This is a genomic window from Polyangium mundeleinium (genome assembly GCF_028369105.1).
Classification (GTDB): Bacteria; Myxococcota_A; Polyangia; order Polyangiales; family Polyangiaceae; genus Polyangium; species Polyangium mundeleinium.
In genome coordinates this window covers 4,738,679-4,751,555 of the sequence record NZ_JAQNDO010000001.1, presented here as the reverse complement: position 1 = coordinate 4,751,555, position 12,877 = coordinate 4,738,679, and the positions used below count along the sequence as shown (strand labels likewise).

Here is a 12,877-nt window from a genome sequence, read left to right as displayed (position 1 = left end):
GTAATGCGACTCGGTCGGGTATCAAAGGCTTAACGACCGACACGGTGCGTCAGCGGACGAAATACGTCCGACCGAGCGGACGCGGCATTGAACCGCGAATGATTTTTTGCGGCGCCGCGTTCGCTTCGTCGCTCCATTTCGCGGCTGTTCTCGGTCATGCTCGGGCGGCTCCGGGAGGAAAGCGACGAACGATGGAAGGACGCGAGGCGAAGGTACGAGAACGAGAGCAGCTTCGGCGCGAGCGCGCGGAGCTCGGGGCGGCATGTTTGGGGCGCGAGCTTCGCGTGCCGCTGCGAAACCCATCCCGCACGCTTTGGGGGTTCGTGGTGCTCCTCGTGCTCGGCTTCGGGCTCGGGCTCTCCGTCGGGATCACGCGCGGCGGCAAGACGGGCCTCGGGCTCGCCGGGTTCGGTGGGGTGCTGCTCGCGTGCGGGATCTACGCGGCCGTACTGGCGAGGCGCTTCGGCGCTCGGCAGGACCTCGCGATCGTGCTCGGGCTGCGTACGCTGACGGTCCCTGCGCTGCCGCTCGTGCGCGGCGGGACGGTGGAGATCGCGTACGAGGATCTCGAAGGCGTGACGCTCCTGCCCGCGGGCAACCGTCTCGTGCACGTGCTGCGGACGTCGGACGGCCTCGTGCCGCTGCCGCTCGACAGGCTCCCGCGCGCCCTGAAGAACACGAAGCTGCCGCTGCGGATCCACGTGCGGGCGGCGCTCGCGCGCAAGCGTCCGCGCCTCGCGGCGGCGCGGCTCGCGGCGGTGGAAGCGCAGCTCCTCCACGAAGGTCCGAGCCTCGGGGCCCTCGTGACGACGAAGGACGGCGTGCCGGAGGTGATCACGGTGCTGCGCGACGAAGCGCACCTCGGCGCGTGGCTCCTCTCGGGGGAGCTGCCCGCGGGGTACGAGTTGATCTGCGCCCAGGACGTGCTCGACCCGCTCGGCGACGCGCTTCGGGACGCGATCGGCGCCATGGTGGACGTCGGGGACCGCCCCGCCACGGCGTCACTTCGATAACCCCTTCCGTATTCATGCCTGCTTCCCTGTACGGGAGCTTCCAACACGCGGCGTCAGAGGACCTCAGGTCCGAACCCTCACCGCCCGTCCCCGATTTCCGCGCCCGTCCCTGTTTCCGCCCCGCCCGTCCCCCGCGCGGGGACCGCAGGATCACGCCGCGCGTTCGACAGGACGAAATTCTTTGTCGTTCGTCCATAGGGCTGTGACACTCTCCCGCGTCCAAAGTAGCGCCGCACAGGTCCCCATGCGCCCTCAGGTCGGCCAGGTCATCAACAACAAGTACCGGCTCGTCCGCGTCATCGGCGATGGCGGGATGGGTAGCGTGTACGAGGCTCGTCACGAGGTGCTCGGCACCACCGTGGCGCTCAAGTTCCTCCACCCCGAGCTCTCACGACGCCAAGGCCTCGTGCAGCGCTTCCTCCAGGAAGCGCGCGTGTCGGCGCAGATCCAGAGCCCCCATGTGGTGCGGGTCAGCGACGTCGACCAGAACGCGGCGGGGCAGGCCTTCATCGTGATGGAGTACCTGGAGGGCAAGACCCTCCAGACGCTCTACGAGGAGCTCTACCACGCAGGCCAGAGGCTCTCGTACGCCGACGCGCTCGAGTACGCGAGCCAGATGCTCGACGGCGTCGAGGCCGCCCATCGCGCGGGTGTCGTGCACCGGGACCTCAAGCCCGACAACGTCATGCTCACCCGCGGATCCAAGGGCGAACCGCTCCTGAAGCTCCTCGACTTCGGCATCGCCAAGCTCAAGGTCACGGGCGAGCTCGATCGCGGCCTCACGCGGCCCGGCGTGATCATGGGGACACCCGAGTACATGGCCCCCGAGCAGGCCTACTCCGCCGATGCGGTCGACGCGCGCGCCGACATCTTCTCGCTCGGCGTGATGATCTTCGAGATGCTCGCCGGTCGAAGGCCCGTCGGCGGCGACGAGCCACACCAGATCGCCTCGGCCTACCTGACAGGGCAAATCGCGCAGCTCACGGACCTCGCGCCCCACGTGCCGCCCGAGCTCGCGAGCGTCGTGCACCGCGCGATGGGGCCCAAGCCGCCCGATCGATACAACTCCGTCGCCGAGTTCCGGAGCGCCCTCGATCCGTTCGCCATCGGCACGCGCAGCGGCGCGGCCGGCGCAGCGGTCGCCACACCCATGCCCGGCTCCGTCACGCCGAAGCCCGCGGTCTCGCCCGCGGCCGCCGTGACGCCCGGCGGGGCCGGCAGCTCGCCCATCCCGAAGACGCTGCCCCCACCGACGACAAACCGCCGCCCGGGGTCAGTGAGCCCTCGATCCCGCCTCCCCAGGTCGGCGCGACGCCGCTCGGCGGGTTCGACGCGCCGCACCGGGGGCCCCACACGTCGATCGGCGAGCCCCTGGCCGAGGGCCTCGCGCCGAGCCCGCGGTACGACGCCACGGCCCCCGCCGCGCCTCTCGCCTCGCATACGGCCCCGCCCGGAGCGTACGACATGTCGCCGCGGCCCGGCGGCACCGCGATCGGGCAAGCCCTCCCGTCCGGCGGCTACGGGCCCGTGCAGACGAACTACGGCGGGGCGCCGGGATATCCGCCCGCAAACGGGTACTCCGCGCCGCCCGGCTACGGGCCCACCACCCCGATGAACCCGATCGGGGCGCCGCGCACGCATCAAACCCAGCAGAAGCGCAGCGGCGGATCGTCGGTCGTGCTGATGCTCCTGCTCGCGGCCGCCGTGACCGGCGTGGTCGTCGGCGGCGTGTACCTCGGGCAAAAACTCACGAGCACAGAGGAGAAGGGGAACGACCCCGTCGCGCTGCAGCCGCCGCCCACCACCACGGTCGTCGCCTCGGATCCTGGATCGCAGCCGGTCCAGACGACGGGCACGGTGAACACGACGCCGACGCAGCAGCTCCCGCAGACCACCGTGCCGAAGACGACGACCACGGTCGGCGGGACCAAGCCCCCGACGACCGGCACGGGCACCACGACGTCCCCGCAGCCCTCGGCCTCGGGGAGCACCGCGCCGACGGGCATTCCGAACCCGTTTGGCTCGAACGGCATCCCGATCCCCTGGGGAAGCACGCAGATCCCGCTCCCCTTCCCCATGCCGGGCCAGCAGCCGACGACGCAGCCGACGAACACCACGCCGGCCCCCACGACCACGCCGACGACCACGCCCACGCCGCGGCCCTCGACGAGCGGGAGCGGTCGGCCCCGCATCCGGATCCCGATCCCGGGGCAAAACTAATGAATTCGTCCCCGAGCGCAGCGCGCAGCGCGTAGGCCCAGGAGAACGTCGGCGAGATGAGCGAGCAGCAAGGTGGTCCGCCGGGCGGGCCCTACGGTCCCGGAAAAACGATCGTCGGTGAGCCCTTGTTCGGCCCCGAAGGCCCGGGCGTCGCGCCGGCCCCCGTCTACCCCGCCCCCGCGCCCCTCGCAGGCGCGGCCGTGCCTGCCACGATGGTCGACGCCGCCCCCGTGCCGGGCCCCGCCTACCCGGCCGCCGCGCCTCCCGCAGGCGCCGCCTTCGGCGGGGGATCGGGCACCCAGCCGGGCGCTCCGCCCTACGGCGCGCCGCCCGCTGCAAATCCGTACGGCGCCCCCGCTCCCGGACCGGCTCCCTACGGCGCGCCGGCCCCGTACGGCGCCCCCGCTCCCGGACCGGCTCCCTACGGCGCGCCCGGCCCAGGCATGGGAGGGCCGCCCGCGTACGGCATGCCCCCGCCGCCGGTGCGAGCCGTCTCGTCGGGCAGCAGCGGCCCGCCGCTCGTCGCGATCGGGCTCGGCGCGGCGTTCGTCATCGGCAGCCTCACGATCGGCGCCTATTTCGTCTTGGGCAGCAGCCCCAGCAGCAGCGACGAGGACGCCCCACTCGCGCCCGTCCCCACGCCGAGCGCCGTGACCGTGGCCTCCGATCCCCCTGCCACGGGAGACACGCCGCCGCCCGAGGCCACGGCCGAAGCACCCGTCCCAACGAACGAGCCGGTGCACACCCCGTCCACGACGACGACGCCCAAGCCCACGACGACCGCGACGTCGACCAGCACGACGAAGCCGCCGACGCAGATCCCGACCACGACTGCGACCGGTACGACGCCCAAGCCGACGACGACCACCACGTCGACGAGCCCGCCCACGCGCCCGACGGTCAGCCTGCCCGGCACGTCCACGCCTCCGACGCGGCCCACGGGCACGACGAAGAAGAGCATTCCCAAACCGTTTTGAGGTCCTACGGTGCCGGCAGCGGTCCGAGCAGCGCGCTCGCCGCCGCCTCCACGATCTCCTCGAACGTGCGTGGCGCGCAGAGCGCCACGTCCACCACCGGGTGGCTGAGCGCGAACCGCACGTGCGCGCCGCCCGCGTCCCTCTGCGCGGGCGGCGACGCCACGACGCCCGGACGCTTGCCCGCGAGCGTCGCGAAAAGCTCGGACTCGACCGCGCGGCGCGACGCCTCGTAGCGGAGCGTGAGCACGTCCGGCGCGAGCTCGTCGCAGAGGGACGCCGCGAGCGCGCCGTCGTCGCAGGCGATCCCGAGCGCCCGCGCCTTGCCCTCGGCCCGGAGCTTCCGCATCGCGGGCCACGTCTCCCCGGCCGCCCAGAGCCGCGCCCGCACCCCGAGAAGGTGGAACACGTCCACGTGCCCGACGCCCATCCCTCGCGTCACGAGCGCCCACTCCCGCGCCACGAGCGCGCCGATCGGCACGTACGCGCCGCACGCGATCACCATCCGATCGCGGTGCCCTGCGCGCACGAGCCGGAGCACGCCGGCCGAGAGCGCGGGCCACAGCGGCGAGGCGAAGAAGTAGTTGACCCCGAGCTCGTGAAAGGCGCGCTCGACCGCGTCCGCGTCGATGCCGCCCGAGCCCACGAGCCCGAGCGGCGAGACCCGGAGCCCCGTCGAGCCGAACGGCGTCTGCGGAAGCGCGGTCGTCATGCCTGCCATCGCCGAGCGGCCGAGCGCCGTCCGCGCGCCGGCCGCGTTCGCCGGAACGTACCACGACCCAAAGCGCGCTCGGCGGGGTCTCGGCGCGGGGCGCTTGATCGAGCGGCATTCGTCGAATAGGAGGGGCCCATGATGGCCATCCGTCGTTTGGGTTCGCTCGCGGTCGTCGCCCTCGGCGTCGCCACCGCGGTCGCCACCGTCGCTTGTGAGAACAAGGTCCCCGAGCCGACCGCGGAACCTCGCGCCGCAGCGCCGCGCGAGCCGGAGAAACCGGAGCCCGCGGACCTCATCAAAGAAGACATCACCGTCGGCACGGGCCCCGAGGCCCGCGAAGGCGACAAGGTCAAGGTCCACTACACGGGCCGGTTGCTCAAGACGAACTTCATGTTCGACAGCTCCGTCGGCAAGGAACCGCTCGAGTTCCAGCTCGGCAAAGGCGAGGTCATCAAGGGCTGGGACGAGGGCGTCGCCGGCATGAAGGTCGGCGGCAAACGCAAGCTCACGATCCCCTCGAAGCTCGGCTACGGCGACGACGGGAGCCCGCCGAAGATCCCGGGCAAGGCGACACTCGTCTTCGAGGTCGAGCTGCTCGAGGTCACCTCCCCGAGCGGCAAACCCGCCGACGGCAAGAGCGAAGGCGGCAAGGACGCGCCAAAGAAGGACGCGCCGAAAAAGTGATCCCAGCAGGCTGCCGAGAAACGCAGCGAGCGCCCTGGAGCTAGGGAGGAGGACGCAGGAATACACCCGTATTCCGAGGACGACGACCGACGATCCAGGGCGCTCCGCAAGTTTATCGGCAGCCTGCTCAGCGCCAGGCGACTTGGCGCAGGTCTTCCCAGACTTCGCGCGCGGACTGGTAGCGGTAGGCGTCGCGACGCCGGAGCAGCTTGGCGATCACGTTGCCGACGGGCGTGCCGAGGCCCTCGGCCTTCTTGCGCGGCGCGCCCTCGGAGATCTGCCGCGTGATCTCCGGATACGCGACGTCCACGTCGATCGCGGGCTGGCCCGTGTGCATCTGGTACATGAGCAGCCCGAACTGGTAGAGGTCGCTCTGCGTCGTCGTGTATCCGGCGGTGACGAGTTCGGGCGTCAGGATCTTGGGGTTCGCCACCTGCGGGCGGAACCAGCGCGTGCTGCCCTGGAGCTGATGGGCGACGCCGAAGTCGGTCAGCTTGACGATCGGGGATCGATCGAGCTGCGAGATGAGCACGTTGCCCGCGTGGAGATCGGAGTGCACGACGCCGCTGTCGTGCAGGTACTGCAGCGTCATGAGGAGCTGGCGGCAGAGCTCGACGAGCAAGAGGTCCGAGAACGGCCGCCCGATGAGCGCGCGCAGGCTCGTGTCGCACCGCTCGAGCGCGAGGTAGAAGAGGTAGTTATTTTCGAACGCGTCGTGGATGTAGACGATGTTCGGATGGCGGAACTGCTCGAGCCGCCGGAGCTCCTGCGCCCACTCGTCCTTCACCGCCTGGTAGGACTTGTTCGCGGGGCGCAACATTTTGAGCGCATACCGTTGATCGAACGGCCCGATGCACTCGTAGACCGATCCGTACTGGCCGTCGCCGATGAGCGCGCCGACAACGTAGGTGCCGCGCGTGGACGTGAGCGTCGTCCCCGGGACCGGAAACGGGATCTGATGCGAGCCGGTTTGATTCGACCAGTTCACGCGACTTCAATTTAACAAGATTCAGGCCGCGCGGGTCTTCTCTGCACCATGGACGCCCAGGGCGGCGCGGGGCGTCATCCGCCCTCCGCTTCGCGCACCATCTCCTCGATCCCCTCACGGTCGAGCCCGAGCGCCGTGCCGATCTCGTGGATCATGGCACGCTCGGCGTTCGAGATCGCGCCGTCGGCCGTGATCACGCCGATCGCCAGGCTCAAGGCCGCGCGGCACGCCCCGGGGCTGCCGAGCGTCTGGCGCGCGCCCTCGAGCAGCGCCGCCGTGCCCGAGGCCTTCCGCGCCGCGTCGAGCCGCGTGATGAGCTGCTCCAGTTGATCCGGCAGCACCTTGCGGTCCGTCAGCGACTGCACGCTCCGCGCGAAGTGGCGCTTCTCCTCCGCGCCGAACACGCCGTCCGCGTACGCGGCGAGGTACATGAGCTCGACGAGGGCCTCGAGCTTCGGTTCGTCGAGCGTGTGCGAGGATCGCAGGGAGATGGGCGCCATGCCCCTTTCCTACACCGTCCTCGCCGAGGCCAAAAGACCGCTGAAAAGGCCCCCGATCGCCCCGGACGTCCGGAACGAGGAAAAACACCGGCGAGGGCGGGCCGTGTGTCATCCTTCATGGATGCGCCCATTCCACCACGGCGCCGCCTTCTGGACGCTCGGGACGCTCGCGCTCGCCGCCTGCGGCCCTGCGCCCGCGCCGAAGGCCCCGCCGAGCGAGGATCTCGCGGCCGAGGACATGGGTGAGATGCAGCCCGCGGCCGCGCCCGTCGCGCCCGCGCCCGAGCCGCCCAAGCTGCGCCTGCCATGCGCCGAGGACGATCTCGTGGGCTGCACGAACGGCTGCAACGACGCGGTCGTCGAGGACTGCGTCACGCTCGGCGCGATGTACCTGCGCGGCGATGTCGTGCGCACGGACCCGACGCGGGCCGTCGACCTCTTCCGCGGCGCCTGCACGAGCGGCAGCGCGCGCGGCTGCATCAAGCTCGGCGATCTCTACCACGACGGCACGCTGAAGGACGACCCGACCGAGGAGGTCACGCTCTACCGCAAGGCCTGCGACGCGGGCGCGAACCGCGGCTGCCTCTCCGCGGGCAAGGCCTACCTGGAGGGGCGCGTCGTCGGCGTCGACCCGGTCTTCGCGGCGACGCTCTTCACCCGCGTCTGCGAGCGCGGCAACGCCGAGGCCTGCCTCGAGCTCGGCCGGCTCTACAATCGCGGCCACGGCGTGCGCAAGGATCCGGCCCGCGCGACGGCGCTCTTCACGAAGGCCTGCCAGCTCGGGCTCGACGAGGGGTGCCTCACGGCCGATCCCTCGGGCGAGGTCGCGCCTCCGCGTCAGTGAACGCCCTCGCGTGGTACGGTCGCCGGCGATGAAGGCCATCGTTCTCGCCGGGGGCAAGGGCAGCCGCCTCAAGCCGTACACGGCGCTCATCCCGAAGCCGCTCATGCCGATCGGCGAGCAGACCATCGTGGAGATCCTCCTCCGCCAGCTCGCGCATTACGGGACGCGGGACGTGACGTTGTGCACGGGCCATCAGGCCGGGCTGATCGAGGCCGTGCTCGGCGACGGCAGCCGTTACGGCGTCGAGCTCTCGTACCGGCGCGAGGAGCAGCCGCTCGGTACGATCGGTCCGCTCCGCGCGATCGCGCACGAGCTGCCGGAGCGGTTCCTCGTGATGAACGGCGACATCCTCTCCGACCTCGACTTCGCCAAGCTCGCGCGGACGAGCGCCGAGGCGAACGCGCCGCTCACGGTCTGCGTGTTCGAGCGCGCCACGAAGATCGATCTCGGCGTGCTCGAGCTCGACCCCGAGGGCTCCGTGACCGGGTTCCGGGAAAAACCGACGTACTCGTTCTGGGTGAGCATGGGCATCTACGCGATGAGCCGCGAGACGCTCCTCCGGTTCGTGCCCGAGGGCGTGCCGTTTGGCTTCGATCAGCTCATGCACGCGCTGCTCGCGGCGCGCGTGCCCATCCAGACGCACCCGTTCCGCGGGCACTGGCTCGACATCGGGCGCAGCGACGACTTCGCCGAGGCGCAGGACGAGTTCGAGCGAAATCGCACGCGTTATTTGCCCGAAACGAAGGCGTGACGAGCCGGCGCGGCCATAGGTACTCGGACAAACCAAATTTACAGCGGCCCCCTCGACGAGGACCTGCTTGGCCCCACGTGATGGGAGGGAGCGGCGATGCGGCCGGCGGGGTTTTTCCCCGGTGCTCGTCCCCCAGGAGGAGGGTTCGTCATGGCACAGAACAAGAACCAGGGGAACCAGGGCACCGAGGAGAAAGGCTCGATGACCGTGGAGGAAGCCGGCCGGATGGGCGGTCAGCGCGTGCGCGAGCTCGTCGAGGAGGGCAAGCAGGCCGAGGGCGAGCAGGGCGGAGAGGCGGCCGGCGGGAACCAGCCGCAGGGCGGCCGAGGAAACCAGAACCGCTGAGAGAGTTTGTCGGGAACCTCCCCACGCCCCACGAGGCGAGCCGCGGCGGCCCGCTTCGTGGGGCTTTTTTCGGGGATGTTCAGGCCCGCGCGATCGTCAGGACGAGCGCCTCGCCGTCGACGTTGAGCTCGCGACGTTCGCCGCTGAACGTGGAGGCTCCGATCTCGAACGAGCGGACGAGCGCTTCGCGGGCGATCTCGTCCTGGGCCGCGAGCGTGACGCGCAGGACGCGCTCGCTGCCCTCGACCGCGAGCGCGATGCGGTCGGTGAAGCCGAGGGAGAGGTCCTTGCGCAGGCCCTGCACGCGCGAGAGGATCTCGCGAGAGAGGCCCTCGTCGCGCAGTGCGTCGGTGAGCGCCGTGTGGATCACGACGACGCCCGCCTTGCCGCCGGCCGCGGCGAAGTCCTTGCCGGCCTCCACGACGACCTCGATCTCCTCGGGCCCGAGCGAGACCTTCTCGCCGTCGAGGTCGAGCTCGATCGCGCCGCGCGTCACGAGCTCGGTGCGTAGCTCGGCGGCATTGGCCTTGGCGAGGACCTGCTTGGCGAGCTGCACCTTCTTGCCGAGCTTCGGCCCGAGGGCGCGGAAGTTCGGTTTGAGCACGTACCGAACGGCCTCGCCCTCCTGCCCCGGTTCGAGGAAGCGCACTTCCTTGACGTTGAGCTCCTCGGCGATGAGCGCCTCGTGTTGCGCGAGCGCGCGGCGCATGGCCTGGTTCGAGACGATGACGTCGGCGCGCGCGAGGGGCTGGCGGACCTTCAGCTTGTTCAGCGTGCGGACCTGGAGGCCGAGGCTCACGAGCTCGCGGACGGCGCGCATCTCGGCGGCGAGGCTCTCGTCGATCGCGGCGAGGTCGGGCGCGGGGTAACTCGCGAGGTGCACGCTCTCGGGTTGCGAGCTCGCCCAGGGGCCACGGACGAGGGTCTGGTAGAGCTCCTCGGCGAGGAAGGGCGTGAACGGGGCCGTGAGGTGCGCGATGACCACGAGCGCCTCGTACAACGTGAAGTACGCGTCGCGCTTGTCGGCGAGGGCCTCGGCCGAGACGTTCTCCGCGGGCGACCAGAAGCGCGCGCGGCTCCGCCGGACGTACCAGTTCGAGAGCGCGTCCACGAAGTCGACGAGCCGCTGCGCCGCCTCGTACAGGCGGTAGTTGTCGAGGTGCTGCGTGACCTCGCGCGTCGTGAGGGCGAGCTCGGAGAGCAGCCACCGATCGAGCAAGCTGCGCTCGCGTGCCGGCCGGTAGCCCTCGCTCTTCGCGAGATCCGCGGGCGAGACACCGCGGGCGTCCGGGTTTCCGCGGGCCGGATCGAAGGCGTCGATGTTCGCGTAGATCGCGAAGAACGACCACACGTTCCGGATCTTGATCGCGTACTCCTTCTGGACCGCGCGCACGTTCGTCAGCGAGTGACGCGTGTTCGTCCACGGGGGCGAGGACGCGTAGAAGAACCAGCGGAACGCGTCGGCACCGGGCGCGGGCGTCGAAGGATCCTCGACGAAGACGCGGAGGTTCTGGGCGAGGCGCGGCACGTCGTTCGGCATGACGCGGAGCGGCTCAGGCGCGGGCGCGAGGCCGAGGGCCTCGATGTCCGACGTGTGCATTACGATGACGCGGCGCGGGAACTTGCCCATGCCCGACGTCGGCCGGAGCGTGATCTCGAGCGCCTCGTTCGGTCGATCCGCGCGGTAGAGTTTGACCTTGGCGCTGTCGCCCTGGAGATCGAGGCCCTCGTAGTCCTCGCGGGCGATGCGGGCGACCCCCTTCTGCACGGGCTGATCCTTCAGCGGATCCTGCACGTCCGAGCAGACGGCAAACTCCATGCGGACGCGCTCGAGGATGACCTCGGGCGGCGTGTAGTTGCCCTTCGACTTGCTCTCCTTCTTGCCCTCGCGATCGCCGACGTGCCCGAGCACCACGCAGGTCTGGTACGGGTGCGGGTAGCTGCGGACGCGCGAGAGGCCGAGGGACTTCTGCGTCTCCTCGTCGAAGACGAGCGTCGAGATCATGAGCAGCGAGTAGAACCAGCCGCGGGTCTGATCGATCGCCTCGCTGATGAAGTCGGCCGGGAAGGCGCGATCGAACTTCTCCTTCGACCCTGCCGCGTGCGGAAATCCCCACTGCGCGAAGGGCATCGCGCCCGAGTCGAACCAGCAGTCGATGACCTCGGAGACGCGCCGGTACGTGCCGGGCTCGCCGGGCTTCTGGTAGGTGATCTTGTCGATCCAGGGCTTGTGCACGAGCAGGTGCTCGGCCGTCTTCGGGTGCGCGCCCGCGAGCTCACGCTCGACCTCGGCGACGTTGTTGCCAGGCCGCGCGCGCAGCGTGTTCACCGAATCGATCGCCTCCATCGCGCCCGTCTGGTCGTTCACCCAGATCGGCAGCGGCGTGCCCCAGTAGCGCTCGCGCGAGAGCGCCCAGTCGACGTTGTTCGCCAAAAAGTCGCCAAACCGGCCCGTCTTGATGTGCTCGGGCAGCCAGTTGACCGTCTGGTTGTTCTCGATCGCCTTGTGGATCAGCGCGGTCGTGCGGATGTACCAGGCCGGACGGGCGTACTGGATGAGCGGGTCATCGTCCGCGCGCCAGCAGAACGGGTACTCGTGGCGATACTGCTCCGCGTGCACGAGCTTGCCCGCCTGCGCGAGGTCCTTCTGCAGGTCCTTGTCGGCGTCCTTCACCCAGCGGCCCGCGTACTTGCCCATCTCGTCGACGAACGTGCCGTCGGGCTTCACGGCGCAGAACGGATCCTTCGGCGTCTTGCCCGCCGCGAGGAGCTGCCGGTGGGCGCCGTAGTCGTCCTCGCCGAACGCGGGCGCGACGTGGACGATGCCCGTGCCCGCGTCGAGCGTGACGAAATCCGCCGCGACGACCGCGTGCACGGCCTCGTACGCCGATGCTTCAGCCGCGTAGAGGCCAAACGGCGGTACGTATTTCTTGCCGACGAGCGCCGATCCCTTGGTGGTCGAAAGAACTGGCAGGTCCTTGCCGAGCTTCTTCGCGAGCGCCTCACGCAGGCCCGCGGCCACGACGAGCTTCCGATCGCCCGCGTCGACGACCACATAGTCGAAGTCCGCGCGCACCGCGGCGTACATGTTCGAGGGCAAGGTCCACGGGGTCGTCGTCCAGACGCAGAGCGACGTGGACGGGTCGTCGACGAACGGGAACGCCACAAAAACGCTGGGATCGTCGACGGTTTTGTAGCCCTGACCGACCTCGGCGCTGGAGAGCGCCGTCCCGCCCTGCGCCCACCACCAGACGACCTTGTGGCCCTGGTAGAGCAGGCCCTTCTCGTAGAGCTTCGCGAGCGCCCACCAGACGCTCTCCACGTAGCTCCGGTGGTACGTGACGTACGCGTCGGGCAGGTCGACCCAGAAGCCGATCTTGTCCGTCAGCTTCTCCCACGCGTCCGTGTAGCGGAACACGCTCTCGATGCAGCGGGCCACGAAGGGCTCGACGCCGTACTTCTCGATGTCCGCCTTGCCGTGGATGCGGAGCTCTTTCTCGACCTCGACCTCGACCGGCAGGCCGTGCGTGTCCCAGCCCGCTTTGCGGGGCACGTCGTAGCCGCGCATCGTCTTGTACCGAGGGAACACGTCCTTCACGGCGCGCGTGAGCACGTGGCCGTTGTGCGGCATGCCGTTCGCCGTGGGAGGACCTTCGTAGAAAACGAACGTGCCCTTCGAAGGGCCCGTGGCGCGCGTCTCGGCCGAGAGCGTCTTCTGGAAGATGCCCTCCCTCTTCCAGAACGCGAGGATCTCGGCCTCGTCCCTCGGGAAATCGAGCTCGGGCCTTACGGTCTTGAAGAGGTTTTTCCGGGAAGATTCGCGGCCTGACATGGTCGGCAGCG

The 12,877-nt window shown here is 70.1% G+C and carries 12 protein-coding genes; 8 read left to right on the top strand and 4 right to left on the bottom strand.

Going from position 1 to position 12,877, the window contains the following annotated elements; translation table 11 throughout:
* The first annotated feature begins 191 nt into the window (after nt 1–191).
* From POL67_RS18905 to POL67_RS18890, 4 genes are all read left to right on the top strand, one after another.
* Entirely contained in the window at nt 192–1,013 is an 822-nt protein-coding gene (locus POL67_RS18905) for a hypothetical protein (RefSeq protein ID WP_271918951.1), read from the top strand.
* A 244-nt stretch (nt 1,014–1,257) separates the two neighbouring features.
* The gene (locus POL67_RS18900) at nt 1,258–2,628 is read left to right on the top strand and encodes a serine/threonine-protein kinase (RefSeq protein ID WP_271918949.1); all 1,371 of its coding nucleotides are present in this window, start codon (nt 1,258–1,260) and stop codon (nt 2,626–2,628) included.
* Nucleotides 2,625–3,233, top strand: a complete 609-nt coding sequence (locus POL67_RS18895; RefSeq protein WP_271918947.1) for a hypothetical protein — start codon at nt 2,625–2,627, stop codon at nt 3,231–3,233. The genes POL67_RS18900 and POL67_RS18895 overlap by 4 nt, the downstream gene beginning before the upstream one ends.
* Nucleotides 3,234–3,289: 56 nt before the next feature.
* Nucleotides 3,290–4,210, top strand: a complete 921-nt coding sequence (locus tag POL67_RS18890; protein WP_271918945.1) for a hypothetical protein — start codon at nt 3,290–3,292, stop codon at nt 4,208–4,210.
* Between the two features lie 4 nt (nt 4,211–4,214).
* Here POL67_RS18890 and POL67_RS18885 read toward each other — a convergent pair whose 3' ends face one another.
* A complete protein-coding gene (locus POL67_RS18885; protein ID WP_271918943.1) occupies nt 4,215–4,919 on the bottom strand; it encodes an aldo-keto reductase family protein in 705 nt (234 codons plus the stop codon).
* Between the two features lie 138 nt (nt 4,920–5,057).
* Between POL67_RS18885 and POL67_RS52840 the strand changes: the two genes are divergently transcribed.
* Nucleotides 5,058–5,606, top strand: coding sequence for an FKBP-type peptidyl-prolyl cis-trans isomerase (locus tag POL67_RS52840; RefSeq protein ID WP_276075783.1), 549 nt, complete (start codon nt 5,058–5,060; stop codon nt 5,604–5,606).
* Between the two features lie 127 nt (nt 5,607–5,733).
* Here POL67_RS52840 and POL67_RS18875 read toward each other — a convergent pair whose 3' ends face one another.
* Together POL67_RS18875 and POL67_RS18870 are read right to left on the bottom strand one after the other, a co-directional pair.
* A complete protein-coding gene (locus tag POL67_RS18875; RefSeq protein ID WP_271918941.1) occupies nt 5,734–6,594 on the bottom strand; it encodes a serine/threonine protein kinase in 861 nt (286 codons plus the stop codon).
* 74 nt (nt 6,595–6,668) lie between these two features.
* Nucleotides 6,669–7,094: a tellurite resistance TerB family protein gene (locus tag POL67_RS18870; protein WP_136931301.1), complete on the bottom strand. Its 426-nt coding sequence runs from the start codon at nt 7,092–7,094 to the stop codon at nt 6,669–6,671.
* Between POL67_RS18870 and POL67_RS18865 the strand changes: the two genes are divergently transcribed.
* From POL67_RS18865 to POL67_RS18855, 3 genes are all read left to right on the top strand, one after another.
* Nucleotides 7,093–7,938 (top strand): tetratricopeptide repeat protein, encoded by an 846-nt coding sequence (locus POL67_RS18865; protein ID WP_271918939.1) that lies wholly within the window; start codon nt 7,093–7,095, stop codon nt 7,936–7,938. The genes POL67_RS18870 and POL67_RS18865 overlap by 2 nt on opposite strands.
* A 28-nt stretch (nt 7,939–7,966) precedes the next feature.
* A complete protein-coding gene (locus tag POL67_RS18860; protein WP_271918937.1) occupies nt 7,967–8,689 on the top strand; it encodes a nucleotidyltransferase family protein in 723 nt (240 codons plus the stop codon).
* Nucleotides 8,690–8,839: 150 nt separating this feature from the next.
* Nucleotides 8,840–9,034: a hypothetical protein gene (locus tag POL67_RS18855; RefSeq protein ID WP_271918935.1), complete on the top strand. Its 195-nt coding sequence runs from the start codon at nt 8,840–8,842 to the stop codon at nt 9,032–9,034.
* 79 nt (nt 9,035–9,113) lie between these two features.
* Here the strand turns inward: POL67_RS18855 and ileS are convergent, their stop codons facing one another.
* Entirely contained in the window at nt 9,114–12,866 is a 3,753-nt protein-coding gene (gene ileS / locus POL67_RS18850; RefSeq protein ID WP_271918933.1) for an isoleucine--tRNA ligase, read from the bottom strand.
* Between the last annotated feature and the right edge of the window lie 11 nt (nt 12,867–12,877).